This is a genomic window from Ruegeria sp. YTSA075, from assembly GCF_059610245.1.
In genome coordinates, this window is record NZ_JBXWNG010000002.1 from 296,134 (window position 1) to 313,143 (window position 17,010).

The window sequence follows — 17,010 nt, forward strand, 5'->3', positions numbered from 1 at the left end:
ACATATAAGTGTTGCTTATGCCAGCTAAACTGCGCGGCGACATGAACATAAATCCGTATCAGTTCAAAGCCTTCGCCTATGTCGTGCGAGAAGGCAGCCTGACTAACGCGGCCCGCGCGTTGGGCGTGTCGCAATCCGCTGTTTCGCAGCATATTGCCAAGCTTGAGGCACGTGTGGGTGCGCGTTTGCTGGTGCGGGCTCGCGATGGGGTCGAGTTAACCGCAACAGGGCAGGAATTCTTTGACCTCGCCGACAGGTTTGCGACACTGCACATGATCATCGAAGAAAAGGTTCAGGGCTTTTCAGAACTGGAACGCGGTCATTTGAAGATTATCGCAAACGCCCCTCAACCCGCGTTGGGCCTGATCGCCCAATTTGCCGACATGTATCCCAATGTCGATATCGATTTTGCGCTATGCGATTGGAGCAGCGCCATTGAGTTGTTGCAGAAACGCAAGGTGGATTTTGGCGTCATCACCGAGCCTACAATCAGCACCGAGTGGTATCTTCAGCCGCTCTGCACGTCTCGCTTTGTGCTGTATGTCAGGGAAACGCATGACTGGTCGCGGCGCAAAGTGCTGAGCCTTACCCAGATCATGGACGAAACGCTTCTGCTACCCGAAAGTGGATCGCTAACGCAAAGGGTCGTAACCACAGCGTTGGATAAACTGCGGCTGACGCCGCGCCGGATTGTCAAAACCACCACATTTCCAGTGATGAAAGAGGCGATCATGGCCGGATTAGGCGTCGGTATCTTTCTGGAAAACAGCGCAGGGTCAGAGGCCGGGCTGACTCAGGTCCCGATCCGGGAGTTGGAGAAGCACTACGAAACCAGTCTGGTCGTGCCACGCCATAGAATGGATTTGAAACTGGTGCGAAGTTTTTGTCAGGTCGCCGAAGATCAGCCTTGACCATTTTCAAGCCAGAACCTTTCTTCCAGATTCAGATGTTCGTCCATGATGGCGTCGTAGGCGGCAAGTTCCTGATCCGACAGTTGATCATGCCACTTTCCGCTGGAACCGCTGTGAAAGAACTCTGTATCTGACTTGAAAAAGCCTTTGCCTCCACTGGGGGCATACCGTTCGGCATTCTCCTTCATATGATCGAATGTCGCGGCCGCGATGAGCTGTTGCATCACCGGTGTTGAATGAGGCGTATTCAGAAGTTCTGAAAGCTGCGCAAACACGCCTGCCAAATCTCGTTTCATATCAGAATAGTGAAACAAAGAGATATTGGGCCGATCAGACATCGCCTTTGCCGCTTTGAAATGTCGCAGGATATGCGCAAGCGGCATAGCGTCTGCATCGAAGCCTTCGGAACCACCATCCAGAAACCGGCGGAATGTGATGCCGTCGTCATCCTGTTCTGGATACCAGTGATCAAACCAAGGTATGGGAATGTTCCGTATGTGATTTCGGAATGAAAAATGCGCGTCCAGCGGATGCCGGAACACGCAGATATAATGTGCGTGATCATCCAATGGCAGGCCATCCAGCGGGGTATGGCTTTTCATACTGCGGCGGCAGGTCATTGCCTCAAGCCGTGCAGCAACCTCGGGCATTTCTCGCAGGCGAATATCGACCCAGGGCATCTTGATCGACAGCTCTGTTTCGACCTCGGGATCGCCTGAAAGCAACAAGGCCACGATGGTTTGCATCCAGGTTGTGCCGCATTTCGGGGGTGTCACAACAAACACATCATCAGGTCGAATATTGACCATATCCCAGCGCCTGTTGTCTGTCAGGGGACCAAGATAAAGCTTTCGATGCGTCAAGAGTGCTACCTCCGCCTAGTGACTTGGCCCATAGAACAGGTCTTGCGACCCATGCCGGTGCGATCAAATGAAGTGCACCAAGTCTAGAAGCGCCAATAGGTCCCGGCAACAGGTTCCCGGTTTGGACCTGCCAAAGCAACCAAACACAAGACATGAACTAGATGCTTTTCATCAACAGCAGAACATCCCCAGTATAGTAGGGCGGGCAGGGGTGCAGGCGCACGGGTTCGCGCGCCAGCAGCGAATATCCCAGCCTGTCATACAAGCGAACCGCACCCGTGTTCTGGGCGTATACCTGAATGCTCATCTTGCTGAATCCTTGCATCTTCGCTTGGTCTTCGGCTGCGGCCATCAGCTGCGTCCCGATGCTCTGGTTTCGTCCTTCAGGGAAAACCGACAGTGCGTTGATGAACCAGGTACCGACCGACAGCTTTTCAAGCGCCACAAATGGCGCAATCGGGGCAGGCAGGTCGTCTGGGTTGTCGGTTGGCGCCTCGGCGATTGCGTAGCTTAGAACCATGCCTAGGGCCTGTCCCGTGCGCTCCGCGACCAGCGCATTTGTATAAGAAAAGCCGCCGCTTTTGCGTTTGGCACGCTCGATGCCAACTTCAAGCGGTGTTTGCCCTTCGATGCAGGAACGGGTCCACAGCCAATTCGGGATACCTTCGCCCGCAAGGTTGATCAGCTTGGCGAGGTGTTCGGCATCAGAAACATCCGCTTGCCGGATAAGGGTTTGATTTTGAATGTTCATCTTCGCGCTCTTTGTGAAGCAATAGATTAGATCGGGCCGGTATTCGGCCCGATCGCTCTTTTTGGAGGGGCTAGGTCGATGGGCTCAGGCCGTCGTCAAAGATCGGGCCCACGGGCACGCCCGAATCCCATTCCAGATGATCCGTTTTATCAATCTGGTCAGTGCCATAGCTGGCATGATCCGGCCCCGATACGTGATCAGGCGTGCGGCCTTCAAACACATAGGTCGCACTCAGCCCCCAAAAGTCGTTGAAACCAAGCGTTGTCTGGATCAACCCACCATCGATGTTGGCGAATTCACCTGTTGCGCCAGTCACAGGCCGCAGGTTTGGCTGCCCTATATCCGCGATCTCGGTGCCTTGGGTCACGACTGTTGCGCCATCATCGAAGGCAAAGGTTTGGCGACTGATGATCCAGACTCCGGTGGTGGCATTGCCACCTTCGCCAACGAAATACCCGTCACATGTCCACGTGCCCAGAACCAGATCGGGAAAGGCAGGGCTGCCATCTTCAAGAACACCAACAGTGCCTTTGGCAAGCGTGCCGGCAGGATAGATATAGCCCTGGCTGACAAAGGCATTGCCATGTGCAGGCATGCCGTTTTCGTGCAAAGGCGCAGTTGCCATATGGATACGTGTGTGATCCTCGGCCACGTCAAAGGCCATGGGCGCTTCGGCCTTGGCATAGGTGGCCAGTGACAACATCAGCGCGGTCGAGGTTAGAAATGTCTTAAACATTGGTTTTCCTTTCAGGGAGGTAGATTTGAGAAAGCTCAGGCCGCAGGACGCGATGGATCATGCCCCGCGATGCAACCCACATGCCGGTGGTCGGTGCCGCAGCAACCGCCCAAAACCCGGATATTCGGAAGGTGCGCCAAGAGATCGGCGCTCAGTTGCCCCAGTTCGACCGGATCGCCATCGTCCAGAACCTCTGCTGCGTCGAGTTCCGCGTGACTTTGACGAGAAGCATTGGCGCGAACACCGCCGATCCGAAGCGCCCAGTCTGCGCCCGCATCGAGCACGTCGCGAAAATGGTCCGGATGCGCGCAGTTGATCATGTAGTAAAGCGGGCCCTTGTTGGTGGCCGCATCCACCTCGGCAATCGCGTCTTGCAGCCTTTGGCCGGAAGGCAGCCGGCCGTCCGTTTCCAGCGTAAACGCTATGACAACAGGTAAGTCGATTTCCTTTGCAGCCTGCACGATCCCGATGGCCTCAGCCGCGTGGGTCAAAGTCATCGCGCTGATCATGTCGACCCCGGCCTTGCCCAAGGCCTGAATCTGAGGCGCGTGAATCAGCAGCGCCTCTTGTCGCGAAATCTCGGTATCTGGCGCATAGGCATCGCCCGCGGGCCCAACCAAGCCGTTGATCAGGATGGGACAACCCTCAGTTTCATGTTGCGTACGCAGGTGGGATACGAAGGAAACCGCGTGGGTATTTGTATCCATTACCTCTTTCAGCGTCTGACCCAGCGGTCCGGCCCAGGCGGTTCCTGCACGCCAGGTTGGCGCATCCAGAATGAACCCGCGCCCAGTTGATTTCGCAATATCGATGAAGCGGGTGAAATAGGCGGCCAGATCCGCACGCCCCTGTTCTGTATCCAGCAACACGGCTGCAGAAAAACAGGGCAGATCATAGCCTTTGTCGAAAATCAAAAAAGTCTCCAACCCTCCGTCTGAGAGGAAGAAGCGTTGCGTGTCTTTGAAAGCGTTCAGTCGCATCGAAGCAATCCTTGTCCGTTGATGCGAAAGTGGTACTCTTGAACCCGACCGGGCCGATAGTTGCCGCGTGGTTCGGTTGTTGTGGTTAAATTTTCACTGTCATTTCAGGCAGTAACCCGAATCGTGACTGCCGGGCCGAGCGTGTGGACCATGTGAACTGGACTTGCAGTACAGTAGGGAGAGGCGCAATGGATCAGAAACTGGACACACGTAGCCGAATCCTCGACATTGCTGAGGCTTCGGTGCTGGAAAAGGGGTTCGAGGCGACCTCGATCGAAGAAATCGTTGCCGGTGCAGAGATTTCACGCGGCGGGTTCTTCTATCACTTCAAGGATAAGAACGCGTTGGCGCGGGCCATGTTGGAGCGTTACATTGAAGTGGAGAACAAGCTTTATGATGACCTGTTCGCGCGTGCACGCGAGCTGAATGACGACCCGCTGCACTGCATGCTGATTGGTTTGAAGCTTTTGGCGGAGATGCTTGAAGAAATGCCAACCGGCCACCCTGGATGCGTCATTGCATCAACCGCCTATCAGGATCGACTGTTCGATGAGGGCGTGCGTGAGCTAAACCGTCAGGCCATCCTTGGTTGGCGCAAGCGGTTCCGGGGGATGTTCGAAGAAATTGCCGAGATTTACGAGCCGCGCGAAGCCGTCAACATGGACGCGCTTGGCGATATGGTATCTGGCGTGGTCGAGGGCGGGCTTGTACTGCAACGGGCCTTGCGGGAACACAACAACGTCTCGGAACAGATCATGCTGTTCAGAACCTATCTGAAGCTGCTGTTTGCACCCAAATAGCGCAGAGGCTGGAGCGTCCAGCCCCTGCGCCGCATGACTGATTCACCCCAAAATTGCTTCGACCTTGGCCAGTGTTGCCGCGTTCACCGCAACACCTTCGACCTGAGCAACGATGCGTTTTGAACCGCGCCCGTCACCAGGCAGATGCGCGCCTTCCTGTGACCGGATCGCTTCGATCAGGTTGGAAATCCCGGCATCGAACGCGCCACCTGCTGTTGCCATGGGATCAATCGCAATAAAGAACTGACCGGTTTTTGGCGGACCGCCTGCGGTTCCTGAAAACGGTGAGGCATTGATGCCCAGCGTGGCCCCTGTCATCGCGGCGGCCAAAAGCTCGACCATCAGCGCGACGCCAACGCCTTTGTAGCCGCCCGAAGGCGCCATGGACCCTTTCAGACCAATTTCGGGATCGGTTGTTGGATTGCCGTCGGCATCCAGGGCCCAGCCAACAGGGATCGGCTTACCTTCGCGCGCGTGTTTCATCACCTCGCTTTTGGCGATGGTGCTGGCGCTTTGGTCGATCAGTAATGCGGGCTGGCCATCGGACCCCGGTGCCGCGATTGAGAACGGATTGGTCCCGACAACGGGTTTTGAGCCTCCTGATGGCGCGATTGATGCCGGGGCGTTGGTAAAGCCCAACCCAACCAGACCGGCCTGAGCCAGACGATGCGTGTGGTAGCCCAGAACGCCGCAGTTATAGCTGTTTCGGATGGCCAATACGGCAACACCCTGTTCGCGGGCAGCAGGGATCAGCGCCTCGAATCCCGTATCGATCGCAGAATGCGCAAAGCCGGTGGCGGCGTCTACGGCCACAACACTCGGTTTCGGGCGTGACAATACGGGCTCTGCCTTTCCATCGACCTTCCCGCATTGCACATGCTCGCAATAGATTGGGATATAGGCCAGCCCGTGACTGGCAACACCATCCGCTTCGGTCGCTGCCGTGGCTTGCGCCAGCGGACGGGCATTTGCCTCGGATGTCCCGGCCGCCACAAGGGCGCGGAACGACAGGTCTTCGATTTCTGCGAGGGTCAGGGTGCGAGTTTCGGTCACGTGTATCTCTCTTTAGTCATTGTCGGAAAGCCCGGCACCGGCACCCAGCAAACGGGATTCCTCGGTCGCAGGGGCATAGGTGCGGTGAGCAAAGGTGAGTAGCGTGTCCCAATCCTTTTGGGTCGGAACAGCGCGCGTATGCGGATCGCGGGGCGAAACCGCATCTGCGCTGCGTTGAACTGTAACGCGTTGTGCCGGGGCCGCAGACATATCGGTTACCGATAGAGTGACACCATCTGTGATGGCGTGGACCCGATCAATCTCAACAGCGACGGCGCCATTCAACGCGCGCGCGGCATAAGATGCAAAGGGCAGCAACAGGGCAGGGGCTGCCAGATCGTGAATCTCGATCTGACCGTTTTCCAGCAGGTGAACACAGTCCGAAAGCAAAGGCCCAACTGAAAGCGGACAGAGGGTTGTTTCGCCCGTCCAAACACCCTCAACTTGCCCAGGGCGATGCAAATCGGGATTGGATGCGAAATCAAGGTTCAACAAAGCTGCGAGCGTTCCAGCCCCGTCCAAGCCTTGTGCGCAGAGCCATCTTGTTGCCTTAGCTGCTTCCTCGGCTTGACCCCAGGAATAGCCCGCACCCCGGGTGGCGCGTTTGGCGGTCGCCGCCATCTCGTTCAGTGAAAAGTTCATGCGGGTTCCTGCGGATAAACCCAAAGATCTGCGTTTTCAGATGATAGTTCTTCGGGATAGGGCGCGCCGGAATACATGCAGATCCGTACCCATCTGTCCGAGCGCGGGTCGAAATGGGTGGCGCCAAAGAAGGACAGTTTTGCCCGCAACATGTCGATGGGCAGCACTGTGTCGCCAATCGTGTTGTCGCGGATTTCCCCGTAGGGTGCGGAACGCGCCAGTTGGACGCGGCGGATTGTGTGCCTGTGTTCAGGGTGGCGCAGCAGAAATTCGGCAATTGTCTGGCTGTCATCCCACGCGCGCAGCGCGGTGTAAGCCGCAGCCGCATCGCGCGCCGGGGCCAAGGGTTGTTCATACGCCTCGATGGGCTCTTCGAACCGTTCGCCCAGTCGGGGTTCCAGCTTTTCTTCGGACACGTACCAGGCGCGGGCGCAGTTTTCCCGTGCTGACCAATCCAGATCAAGCGCCCAGCCATGGGTATTGCGGATCAGATCGCGAGCGTGGCCAACCGACATCCTGCCATCGATCACAAAAGCGTTGGTCCGGCTGTCTGCCATGCAAGAGGTCAGCCCGTCCGCAAGATCCGGATAGGGTTCCAGGATCAGCGAAGCCAGAAACTCCTGCCCCTCCTCGCTCAGCGCGGTTTCCGACCAGTTGACCAATCGATCCCACGGATTTGCGCCGCTCAGGTCATCGTCGTCCAGATAGGCCTCAATCGCCTTGAGATCGACGTTCAGCTGGGCGAGTTTTTTGATCTGTATCGGGTGTTCAGACTGCCACCATGAAATCGACAGCTGGCTGCGACGAAACAGGTTGCGGAACCGATCCGCTTCGTCCCGTGTTGCGCTGGCGACCGATCGGACACGAGCGATCGCCTCCTCTCGCGCCATGATCCAGTTGTTGAACAGAACCGGGTGGTTAACGATAAAGGGGGCCATGCCCAACCCTGTGGAGTTCCCGATCCCCAGCCAACGCGCGATCTCGGGGTCCAGCTGCACGGCCTGATCGCCGCCTTTGGCATTGGCCATGTGCTGCACCAGATCGCGCACAAAGGTTCGGGTCAGAAAGACCGACAGCATCTCAATCTGAAACGGAGCTTGCGCCTCGGGGCGATTGGCCACCTTTTCCCGATCCGCTGCACCAAACTTGCCTGAACCGTAGACCGCTGTTGTGCGCATCAAGTAGCCGACCTGATGTATCTGTGCCAAATCCGGTTGCTGCCCGGCGGCCAGAGCGTCAACGACATGCGCCCACAAACGTACAGAACGGTTGGCGCGCGATAGCGACAGTTCGCTCTCGCTTACGCGCCCGGCCTCTTGCAGGGGTACGTTTTGGGACAAACGGTCAATATCGGCTTCGGTCGGGATGCCGTCGAACAGGGCAAAGGTGGCATCCCAGGCTTCGGCAATCACGCGGTCAGATCGTTTTTCTGGTGGCAGATCATGGGCAAAGGCCACCAGAGAATAGGCCCGTTCCGGCCCTTGCGCCGTATAGACCGCCCGACCTACACCATTGGCGTCAATGTCAAAGACCGGGCGTGAGAAACTCCAGTTTTCGTGCGCCAGACGGCGGGTCAATTGCCGCATGAAACTCAAGCGGCATTGATGCAGCGACCCCAACCGCGACAGGCGCATGACGGTCGCTGGGTCTCGTCTTTCGATCTGTGTCTCGGTCTGAGTTTCCATTCAGCTACCCCTGAGCGACGAAGTTTTCAGCAAAGAACCTGTACCAGTTGCCTCCCATGATTCCGGCCACTTCGTCACTGTTCAGACCGGTTGCACGCAACCCGTCCTCGATGTTGCCAAAGTCGCGGTTGTCGCGGAACCAGCCAGGCATCGGGGGGAAGCCTGCGTTGCTGGCCGACCCTTCACCATAGTCAATTTCCTTGGTCCAGCGACCAACGCGCATCCATTCGACTACGCTGTCGGGCTGGTCCTGGCACAGGTCGGTACCGATCCCCAGATGTTCGGCGCCGAATTTCTCAGCCGTTCGCGCGATCATTTCGCAGAAGCTTTCGAGCGTACAGTCTGATTTATCTTTCAGGTGATGAGGGTAGACCGAAAAGCCGAGCATTCCACCATTTTCTGTCACCGCACGGATCACGTCGTCACGCTTATTGCGCAGAGCGGGCGACCAATCATGCGGGTTCGCGTGCGTGATGGCGATGGGACGCTCGGACAGATCGGCGGCCTCAATCGTCGACCGATCCGCCGAATGGCTCATGTCGACAACAAGACCTACGCGGTTCATTTCTTTAATCACCTGCTTGCCCATGCGGGTGATGCCGGTATCTTCTGCTTCATAGCAACCCGTCGCCAGCAGGGACTGGTTGTTATAGGTCAGCTGCATGAAACGCGCGCCAAGCGTATGCACGATTTCGACCAGACCGATGTCGTCTTCGATGGGTGAGGGGTTCTGAAAACCAAAGAACACTGCCGTGCGCCCGGTTTCCCGCGCTGTGTCGATGTCGCTGGCCCATTGCCCTTTCATGATCAGGTCCGGATATTGCTCGAACCAGCGGTTCCACTTTTCAAAGTTCAGAACCGTTTCGCGGAAATTCTCATGATAGGCGATGGTGACATGGATCGCGTCCACGCCACCTTCGCGCAATTGCCGAAAGATCTTTTCCGACCAATTGGCGTATTGCAGCCCGTCGATCCGCATCACATCGGCTTTCCAGCGCTGATATAGGCGGTTTTGACTGTGGTATAGAACTCGGCCGCTGCCTTGCCTTGTTCGCGCGGGCCGTACGAACTGTCGCCGCGTCCGCCAAAGGGTACGTGGTAGTCCGTGCCCGCCGTCGGCAGGTTCACGGTCACAACCCCGGTGCGGGCGTTGCGGCGGAAATGAGTGGCGCGCGCCAGGTTCTGTGTGACGATGCCCGAGGTCAGTCCGAAGTTTGTGTCATTGACCGTGGCCAGCGCCTCATCATAGCTGCTAACCTTGATGACCGAGGTCAGCGGCGCGAACATTTCTTCCCGGTTGATACGCATGTCATTGGTGGTGTTCAGGAACACGCCGGGGCTCATGTAGTAGCCGTCATGCGCCATGTCCAAGCGCTGGCCGCCACAGGCCAACTCAGCCCCTTCGGATTTGCCCAGATCAACATAAGCCAGGTTTTCCGACAACTGCTGTTCGCTGACAACGGGGCCCATCTGCGTGCCGTCTTCCAGCGCGTGACCAACCTTCATCGCCTGCGTACCCGCGACCAGTTTTTCAACAAACGCATCGTGAATGGCCGAATGAACGATCAGGCGCGATGAGGCCGTGCATTTCTGACCGGTGCCCCCAAAGGCGCCACCTAAGGCCAGCGAGACGGCAAGGTCGAGATCGGCGTCATCCATCACGGCCAGCGCGTTCTTGGACCCCATCTCCATCTGCACTTTGGTCAGGTTCTGAATGGCTGCGGAAGCGATTCCTTTGCCCACCGGAACCGACCCGGTGAACGAGATGGCGTTGACCTTGGGGCTTTCCACCAACCGTTGCCCGACCGACCGGCCCGAGCCCATCACAAGGCTGAACAGACCCTTGGGAATGTCCTGACGATTGATGATCTCGGTCAGCGCGACGGCCGAAGCCGGGGTGATGTTGGCAGGCTTCCAGACCACCGCGTTGCCATAGCAAAGTGCAGGCGCAATTTTCCAAGACGCGGTTGCGGTTGGAAAGTTCCATGGGCTGATCACGGCGACAACGCCAACGGCTTCGCGGCGCACGTCAATTTCGATATCCGGGCGCACGGAATCAGCATTCTCGCCAATCTGGCGCAGGCATTCAGCAGCATAGTAGGTAAAGAACTGCCCGGCCCGGAACACTTCGCCCTTGCCTTCGGCCAGCGGCTTGCCTTCTTCGCGGCTGAGCAGGGTGCCCAACTCTTCGGCGCGGGCCATCAGTTCATTGCCAATATTCATCAGCACGGCCTGCTTGCGCTCCAGCCCGTAGGCGGCCCATTCCGTCTGCGCTGCACGTGCCTGATCCAGCGTCGCCTCCAGCTGATCGGCACTGGCCTGCGCGTAATGTCCGATCACATCGGTCAGATCAGACGGGTTGCGGTTTTCGATTTCGCTTTCGCCAGCCAGCCATTCGCCGGCGATCAGGTTCAGATTGGTCACAATGGGCCCCAGGTCAAAGAAAGTTTGTTGCAGAATGGACTCGATAGGCGATATCAGTCAAACTCAAATAAATTGACCCAACTTCAGAAAAGCTGAAATATGGCAATAAAAATTGAAATGCTGCGCTGTTTCTGTGCAGTTGCGCAAACGGGCAACCTGTCCGAAGCTGCCGACAGGCTGGGGCGCACGCAATCTGCTGTTTCGATGACCCTCAAGCAGTTCGAAAGCCACCTGGGCAAGAAACTATTTGTTGGTGAGCGTAAGAACCATCTGTCCGCGCTTGGCGAGCAGGTGTTCGAGATTTCCCAGAAACAGGTGCGTCAGTTCGACCAGACCGTACAATCGATCGAAGCGGCGGCGGATGCCTCGCACGGGCTGATCCGTATCGCCTCGGTGCCTTCGGTTGCGGCGCTGATCTTCCCGTCGGTTCTAGAACATATGACGCAGCGGTTTCCGGGCGTAAAGGTCGAGCTGCGGGATACGGACACGCAACAGGTGCTGGACGCGCTATCCGAAGGCAAAGCCGATATTGGCATCGCATCGGGTTTCCACCCGCTCAAAGGCATCAATGCGATCCCATTGTTCGAAGATCAGTTTGGCTTGGTCTGTGCCTCGGATCATCCGCTGATGGCCCAGCCCGAACTGCCCACGGTTGAGGATGTGATTGCGGCCTCATTCGTGCGCAATGCGCTGTGCGATCTGATCCAGACCCCAAAATTCGTGAAAGCCATCGCCGATGCCGAGGTCACCATTCACAACACTCATTCGCTGATCACCATGGTTCGTACCGGAAAATGGGTCACCATATTGCCCCAAACTGTCGCGCGCTTCATCCCGGAAACCACTGCGTTCCGTCTGCTGTCTGATCTGCCGGACAAGCGCCAAGTCTATTTGTACAAGAAAGAAAAATCGCGGTTCAAACAGCTGACCAACGAATGCAGCGCCTTTATTCTGAGTCAGAATCTGGGTTGAGGCGAAGACCCCGCGTTCCGACATCAGGTCGCAAAAAGACAAGTCTACACCGCATTTCATCTAAGCCGGATCGCTTCGAATCGCGCATCTTGTCATCAAACTGACACGAGTGAGCCATGCAGTATTCCGGATTTCGGATCATTAAAGAAGCGTTGACAGGGCACAAAGGCTGGCGACCAGCCTGGCGCGATCCCGAGCCCAAAAGCGACTATGATATCATCATCGTGGGCGGCGGTGGCCACGGGCTGGCCACGGCTTACTATCTGGCGAAAGAATTTGGAGAAGCCCGGATCGCGGTGCTGGAAAAAGGCTGGATCGGTGGCGGGAATGTCGGGCGCAACACGACCATTATCCGCTCGAACTATTTGCTGGACGGGAATGAGCCGTTCTATGAGTTCTCGCTGAAACTGTGGGAAGGGTTGGAGCAGGATTTCAACTTCAACGCCATGGTCAGCCAGCGCGGCATTCTAAATCTTGTGCATACCGACGCGCAGCGCGATGCGGCGCGGCGGCGTGGCAACGCGATGATCCTGAACGGCTCGGATGCCGAATTGCTGGATACCGAGGGCGTCCGGGCGATGTACCCGTTCCTGAACTTCAGCAATGCGCGGTTCCCAATCAAGGGCGGCCTGTTGCACCGGCGCGGCGGCACGGTACGCCATGATGCGGTGGCTTGGGGCTATGCGCGCGGCGCAGATATGCGCGGAGTGGACATCATTCAGAATTGCGAGGTCACCGGTTTCCGTATTGAAAACGGCAGGGTTCAGGGTGTCGAGACCTCGCGCGGATATATCGGGGCCAAGAAAGTCGGCGTGGCCGTTGCGGGTTCGTCCAGCCGAGTGATGGAGAAAGCGGGCATGCGCCTGCCCATCGAAAGCCATGTGCTGCAGGCATTTGTGTCGGAAGGGCTGAAACCGCTGATTGATGGCGTGATCACCTATGGTGCCGGGCATTTCTATTGCAGCCAGTCCGACAAGGGTGGGCTGGTCTTTGGTGGCGACATCGACATGTATAATACCTACGCGCAGCGGGGAAACCTGCCAGTGATCGAAGATGTGATCGAAAGCGGTATCTCACTGATCCCGGCCCTGGGCCGTGTGCGCCTTTTGAGGGCTTGGGGAGGTATAATGGATATGTCGATGGACGGCTCACCCTTTATCGACCGCACCGGGATAGACGGGCTCTATTTCAATGGCGGCTGGTGCTATGGCGGGTTCAAGGCGACCCCGGCCTCGGGCTGGTGTTTTGCGCACCTGTTATCCACCGACCGCCCGCATGAAGTGGCAACCGCCTATCGGCTGGATCGGTTCCGCACCGGTCACATGATCGATGAAAAAGGGATGGGCGCGCAGCCCAACCTGCACTGAGGGAGTTTAAAGATGATCATTAATCACCCTCACTTGGGTCCTCGTGATGCGCAGGAATTCACCTATCTGGGCGACGCTGCAATGATTGATCGCCCTGACTGGCAAGCGGACAACGCGGCCGAAGCGTTTCATGACTACCTCTATCTGCGCGACAACCCGGCAGGTGAGCATCGTGAGCTTTGGTATCACGAGCAAGGTGACCGGTCTTGGCTGGTTGTCACGCGCAACACGCTGACACATGAAATTACCAAAGTTGAACTGGCCCGCGACGTGGCCCGGGCACAGGGGCGCGGCAGATGAGCGGACAGATCAATCGATTGAAAGGTGGTCTGGTTGACCACGGACAAAGCCTGAACTTCACCTTTGATGGTCAAAACTATCAGGGTCTTGCCGGCGATACGCTTGCTTCGGCATTGTTAGCCAATGGCGTACGTCTGATGGGCCGGTCGTTCAAATACCACCGCCCGCGCGGAGTGCTGACCGCAGGATCTGAAGAACCCAACGCGCTGGTCGAACTGCGCCAAGGTGGGCGGCAGGAGCCGAATACGCGCGCAACCGTGGCTGAGCTGTATGACGGGCTAGAGGCACAGTCTCAGAACCGCTGGCCTTCATTGCAGCACGACGTGATGGCTGTGAATGATCTGTTCAGCAATTTCCTGACTGCTGGCTTCTACTACAAAACCTTCATGTGGCCCAAGGCGTTCTGGGAAAAGCTTTATGAGCCCATCATCCGCCGCGCCGCTGGGCTGGGCAGCGTGTCGGGTGATGATGACCCGGACGTTTATGACAAGGGTTTTCTGCATTGCGATCTGCTGGTGATCGGGGCTGGTCCTGCGGGTCTGTCTGCCGCCCTGACGGCTGGTCGTGCCGGCGCACGGGTCATTCTGGCGGATGAGGATTTCGCCCTCGGCGGGCGGTTGAATTCCGAAAGCTTCGCCATTGGTGAAATGGCCGGTTCGGATTGGGCTGCCCAAGCCGTGGCCGAATTGATGTCCATGGGCAATGTCCGCCTGTTGCCACGCACAACAGTTATCGGGGCGTTTGACCACGGCATTTACGGTGCGGTCGAACGCGTGGCTGACCACAAACCACAACCCGGTGCGGCAGAGCCGCGTCAGATCTTCTGGCGGATTTACTCGAAGCGGGCAGTGCTGTGCGCGGGCGCTACCGAGCGTCCCATCGCCTTCCCGAACAATGACCGGCCCGGGATCATGATGGCAGGGGCTGTACGATCCTATGCCAATCGATGGGCGGTGACGCCGCATGAGCGTGTCGCTGTGTTCACAAACAATGACGACGGGCACAGAACGGCTGCGGATCTTATGGCGAAAGGCGTTAAAGTTGCGGCTGTGATCGATACACGAGCCGATGCGCCCGCGATTGACGGCACCGAGTGTGTCGCAGGGGCGCAGGTTATTGGCAGCAAGGGCCGCCTGGGTCTGGACACAATCACAATCCGCACGGCGCAAGGCTTTACCCGCGAGATCATCTGCGGCGCTTTGGCTGTCTCCGGCGGTTGGAACCCGAATGTGCATCTGACCTGCCATCAGCGCGGGCGCCCGCAATGGAACGAGGCTCTGGCCGCCTTCGTGCCGGGTGAAACGCTGCCGGTTGGGATGTCGGTTGCCGGTGCAGCGGCTGGTGTGCTTTCCACCCATGGGGCGTTGGAAACTGGCGCTGCGCGCGCGGTAGACGCGCTGGCCGATCTGGACATTCAGGCCGCGCCGAGTGACCTGCCAGAGGCTGAGGATGCGCCGGTCAATCTGCAACCGTTCTGGTATGTGAAAGACAGCAAAGGCCGCGCCTGGATCGACCAGCAGAACGACGTGACCGTCAAGGATGTGAAGCTGGCGCATCAAGAAAATTTTGTCTCGGTCGAGCATCTGAAACGCTATACGACCCTTGGGATGGCGACGGACCAGGGCAAAACTTCCAACATGGGCGGCCTGGCGGTGATGGCCGAGATGACAGGCAAGTCGATCCCCGAAACCGGCACGACGATCTTCCGCCCGCCTTATACCCCGGTTGCGATGGGCACGCTGGCTGGCCGAGCGGTCGGCGAGCATTTCCATCCAACCCGCAAGACCCCCAGCCATAAATGGGCAGTTGAACAAGGCGCGGTCTTCACCGAGGTTGGAGACTGGCTGCGTGCACAATGGTATCCGCGCAAGGGTGAAACCCATTGGCGGCAGTCGGTGGATCGCGAGGTGCTGGCCACCCGCAAGTCGGTCGGTGTGTGCGATGTGACCACGCTGGGCAAGATCGATGTTCAGGGCGCGGATGCGGCGGAATTTTTGAACAAGATTTACGCGAACGGGTTTGCCAAACTGCCGGTGGGCAAAGTGCGCTACGGCCTGATGCTGCGCGAGGATGGGATCGCCTATGACGACGGCACCGCCGCGCGCTTTGCCGAGGACCATTTCGTGGTCACAACAACTACGGCGAACGCGGTATTGGTCTATCGCCAAATGGAATTCGCGCGGCAATGTCTCTGGCCCGATCTGGATGTGCAGTTGATTTCGACCACCGAGGCGTGGGCGCAATATGCCGTTGCGGGGCCGAATTCGCGCAAACTGTTGCAAAAGCTGGTTGATGCCGAGTTTGACATCTCAAACGACGCCTTCCCCTTCATGGCCTGCGGCGAAATCACGGTTTGCGGCGGCTGCCGCGCGCGACTGTTCCGCATCTCGTTCAGTGGTGAGCTGGCCTACGAAATCGCCGTGCCTACCCGTTATGGCGATGCACTGATCCGGGCGCTGATGGAGGCAGGTGAAGAGTTTGACGCAACCCCTTACGGCACCGAAGCCTTGGGTGTCTTGCGGATCGAAAAAGGCCACGCCACGGGCAATGAAATCAACGGAACAACGACGGCGTTGAACCTCGGCCTGGGGCGGATGGTCAGCAAAAAGAAGGACTGTATCGGCAACACGCTCAGCGAACGGGGTGGGCTAAACGAACCGGACGCGTTGCGGCTGGTCGGTCTGAAACCGGTGAACGCGACACAAACGATTGCCGCTGGCGGACATCTGATGAACAAGGGCGGGCCGGTCGATGCGGCCCATGATCAGGGCTATGTCACCTCGGCCGCGTATTCGCCAAATCTGGGATCATCGATTGGGCTCGGTTTCCTGAAAAACGGGGCTGAACGGATGGGAGAAGTCATGCGCCTGGTCAATCCGCTGGAAGGGGTTGAGACCGAAGTTGAGGTTGTCAGCGCCCATTTTGTCGATCCGGAAGGGGAGCGTCTTCGTGCATAAACTCAAAGCCATCACCGCACTGGGCGCGAGCAACCCTAATGTGTCGACCATCGGCGATATCACCCTGACCGAGGTTGCCGACCGCGCTTTGGCTTCTTTGTCAATGCGGTTGGGCCAGGATGCGGAATTTGCCAAACGGGTAAGAGACGTATTGGGGATCACACTTCCTGAACCGGGCTGCGCAGTGGCAGGGTCACCTTATTCCGCCTTTTGGATTGGCCCCGACAGTTGGATGATCGACGCCAGCTATGTTTCACATCAGACAATAGCCGCAGACCTCAAATCTGCCATGCAGGACACGGCCTCGGTGGTCGAGCAAACCGATGGCTGGTGCCGTTTTGATGTAACCGGACCGTCTGCCTGCGATCTGTTCGAGCGGCTGTGCAACATGGATATTCGCACCATGCAGGCACAGAAGGCGGCGCGTTGCGCGATCCACCACATCGGTTGCTATTTGTGGTGCATCGAGGCCGGAACACGTTTTGCAGTTTTTGGGCCAAGGTCTTCGGCGGGTTCGCTCTATCATGCGTTGGAAGAGGTGGCGCACTCCATCTCTGCGCGCTGAATGG

Annotated in this window: 16 protein-coding genes; 7 read left to right on the plus strand and 9 right to left on the minus strand. The window is 57.8% G+C overall.

What is annotated here, in order from left to right:
- Positions 1–17 precede the first annotated feature (17 nt).
- Complete coding sequence (locus AC2FGE_RS04550) at positions 18–911, plus strand: LysR family transcriptional regulator (RefSeq protein ID WP_496818014.1); 894 nt, start codon at positions 18–20, stop codon at positions 909–911.
- Here the strand turns inward: AC2FGE_RS04550 and AC2FGE_RS04555 are convergent.
- The 4 genes from AC2FGE_RS04555 to AC2FGE_RS04570 all read right to left on the minus strand — a co-directional run bounded on the left by AC2FGE_RS04555 (position 902) and on the right by AC2FGE_RS04570 (position 4,241).
- Positions 902–1,720 carry a sulfotransferase domain-containing protein gene (locus AC2FGE_RS04555; RefSeq protein WP_496818015.1) on the minus strand — a complete coding sequence of 273 codons (819 nt, stop codon included), beginning with the start codon at positions 1,718–1,720 and terminating at the stop codon, positions 902–904. The genes AC2FGE_RS04550 and AC2FGE_RS04555 overlap by 10 nt on opposite strands.
- Before the next feature lie 211 nt (positions 1,721–1,931).
- Positions 1,932–2,525: a GNAT family N-acetyltransferase gene (locus AC2FGE_RS04560; RefSeq protein WP_496818016.1), complete on the minus strand. Its 594-nt coding sequence runs from the start codon at positions 2,523–2,525 to the stop codon at positions 1,932–1,934.
- A 70-nt stretch (positions 2,526–2,595) separates the two neighbouring features.
- Complete coding sequence (locus AC2FGE_RS04565) at positions 2,596–3,261, minus strand: hypothetical protein (protein ID WP_496818017.1); 666 nt, start codon at positions 3,259–3,261, stop codon at positions 2,596–2,598.
- Positions 3,262–3,296: 35 nt separating this feature from the next.
- Positions 3,297–4,241 (minus strand): homocysteine S-methyltransferase family protein, encoded by a 945-nt coding sequence (locus tag AC2FGE_RS04570; protein WP_496818018.1) that lies wholly within the window; start codon positions 4,239–4,241, stop codon positions 3,297–3,299.
- Between the two features lie 188 nt (positions 4,242–4,429).
- Between AC2FGE_RS04570 and AC2FGE_RS04575 the strand changes: the two genes are divergently transcribed.
- Positions 4,430–5,041: a TetR/AcrR family transcriptional regulator gene (locus AC2FGE_RS04575; protein WP_496818019.1), complete on the plus strand. Its 612-nt coding sequence runs from the start codon at positions 4,430–4,432 to the stop codon at positions 5,039–5,041.
- 42 nt (positions 5,042–5,083) lie between these two features.
- Here the strand turns inward: AC2FGE_RS04575 and AC2FGE_RS04580 are convergent, their stop codons facing one another.
- Genes AC2FGE_RS04580 through AC2FGE_RS04600 form a run of 5 tightly spaced genes read right to left on the minus strand, consistent with a single transcriptional unit; the run spans position 5,084 to position 10,845 of the window.
- Positions 5,084–6,094, minus strand: a complete 1,011-nt coding sequence (locus AC2FGE_RS04580) for an Ldh family oxidoreductase (RefSeq protein WP_496818020.1) — start codon at positions 6,092–6,094, stop codon at positions 5,084–5,086.
- A gap of 12 nt (positions 6,095–6,106) precedes the next feature.
- A complete protein-coding gene (locus AC2FGE_RS04585; RefSeq protein WP_496818021.1) occupies positions 6,107–6,736 on the minus strand; it encodes a DUF3726 domain-containing protein in 630 nt (209 codons plus the stop codon).
- The gene (locus tag AC2FGE_RS04590) at positions 6,733–8,421 is read right to left on the minus strand and encodes a hypothetical protein (protein WP_496818022.1); all 1,689 of its coding nucleotides are present in this window, start codon (positions 8,419–8,421) and stop codon (positions 6,733–6,735) included. Before AC2FGE_RS04590 ends, AC2FGE_RS04585 begins: the two co-directional genes overlap by 4 nt.
- A gap of 4 nt (positions 8,422–8,425) precedes the next feature.
- Complete coding sequence (locus tag AC2FGE_RS04595; RefSeq protein ID WP_496818295.1) at positions 8,426–9,400, minus strand: membrane dipeptidase; 975 nt, start codon at positions 9,398–9,400, stop codon at positions 8,426–8,428.
- Positions 9,400–10,845, minus strand: coding sequence for an aldehyde dehydrogenase family protein (locus AC2FGE_RS04600; protein ID WP_496818023.1), 1,446 nt, complete (start codon positions 10,843–10,845; stop codon positions 9,400–9,402). Before AC2FGE_RS04600 ends, AC2FGE_RS04595 begins: the two co-directional genes overlap by 1 nt.
- 99 nt (positions 10,846–10,944) lie before the next feature.
- On the opposite strand from AC2FGE_RS04600, the gene AC2FGE_RS04605 reads away from it, so the two are divergent.
- The 5 genes from AC2FGE_RS04605 to AC2FGE_RS04625 all read left to right on the plus strand — a co-directional run bounded on the left by AC2FGE_RS04605 (position 10,945) and on the right by AC2FGE_RS04625 (position 17,006).
- The gene (locus AC2FGE_RS04605) at positions 10,945–11,817 is read left to right on the plus strand and encodes a LysR family transcriptional regulator (RefSeq protein ID WP_496818024.1); all 873 of its coding nucleotides are present in this window, start codon (positions 10,945–10,947) and stop codon (positions 11,815–11,817) included.
- Between the two features lie 116 nt (positions 11,818–11,933).
- Positions 11,934–13,184: a sarcosine oxidase subunit beta family protein gene (locus AC2FGE_RS04610; protein ID WP_496818025.1), complete on the plus strand. Its 1,251-nt coding sequence runs from the start codon at positions 11,934–11,936 to the stop codon at positions 13,182–13,184.
- Between the two features lie 12 nt (positions 13,185–13,196).
- Positions 13,197–13,484, plus strand: a complete 288-nt coding sequence (locus AC2FGE_RS04615; protein WP_496818026.1) for a sarcosine oxidase subunit delta — start codon at positions 13,197–13,199, stop codon at positions 13,482–13,484.
- Positions 13,481–16,441, plus strand: a complete 2,961-nt coding sequence (locus AC2FGE_RS04620) for a sarcosine oxidase subunit alpha family protein (protein ID WP_496818027.1) — start codon at positions 13,481–13,483, stop codon at positions 16,439–16,441. Before AC2FGE_RS04615 ends, AC2FGE_RS04620 begins: the two co-directional genes overlap by 4 nt.
- On the plus strand, positions 16,434–17,006 hold the full coding sequence (locus AC2FGE_RS04625; RefSeq protein WP_496818029.1) for a sarcosine oxidase subunit gamma: 573 nt from the start codon (positions 16,434–16,436) through the stop codon (positions 17,004–17,006). The genes AC2FGE_RS04620 and AC2FGE_RS04625 overlap by 8 nt, the downstream gene beginning before the upstream one ends.
- The last annotated feature ends 4 nt before the right edge of the window (positions 17,007–17,010 follow it).

Bases quoted from the DNA above. Each gene is read 5' to 3' on its own strand.
- AC2FGE_RS04550 (WP_496818014.1), top strand. From the start codon at position 18: ATGCCAGCTAAACTGCGCGGCGACATGAACATAAATCCGTATCAGTTC.
- AC2FGE_RS04555 (WP_496818015.1), bottom strand. From the start codon at position 1,720: ATGGTCAATATTCGACCTGATGATGTGTTTGTTGTGACACCCCCGAAA.
- AC2FGE_RS04560 (WP_496818016.1), bottom strand. From the start codon at position 2,525: ATGAACATTCAAAATCAAACCCTTATCCGGCAAGCGGATGTTTCTGAT.
- AC2FGE_RS04565 (WP_496818017.1), bottom strand. From the start codon at position 3,261: ATGTTTAAGACATTTCTAACCTCGACCGCGCTGATGTTGTCACTGGCC.
- AC2FGE_RS04570 (WP_496818018.1), bottom strand. From the start codon at position 4,241: ATGCGACTGAACGCTTTCAAAGACACGCAACGCTTCTTCCTCTCAGAC.
- AC2FGE_RS04575 (WP_496818019.1), top strand. From the start codon at position 4,430: ATGGATCAGAAACTGGACACACGTAGCCGAATCCTCGACATTGCTGAG.
- AC2FGE_RS04585 (WP_496818021.1), bottom strand. From the start codon at position 6,736: ATGAACTTTTCACTGAACGAGATGGCGGCGACCGCCAAACGCGCCACC.
- AC2FGE_RS04590 (WP_496818022.1), bottom strand. From the start codon at position 8,421: ATGGAAACTCAGACCGAGACACAGATCGAAAGACGAGACCCAGCGACC.
- AC2FGE_RS04595 (WP_496818295.1), bottom strand. From the start codon at position 9,400: ATGCGGATCGACGGGCTGCAATACGCCAATTGGTCGGAAAAGATCTTT.
- AC2FGE_RS04605 (WP_496818024.1), top strand. From the start codon at position 10,945: ATGGCAATAAAAATTGAAATGCTGCGCTGTTTCTGTGCAGTTGCGCAA.
- AC2FGE_RS04610 (WP_496818025.1), top strand. From the start codon at position 11,934: ATGCAGTATTCCGGATTTCGGATCATTAAAGAAGCGTTGACAGGGCAC.
- AC2FGE_RS04615 (WP_496818026.1), top strand. From the start codon at position 13,197: ATGATCATTAATCACCCTCACTTGGGTCCTCGTGATGCGCAGGAATTC.
- AC2FGE_RS04620 (WP_496818027.1), top strand. From the start codon at position 13,481: ATGAGCGGACAGATCAATCGATTGAAAGGTGGTCTGGTTGACCACGGA.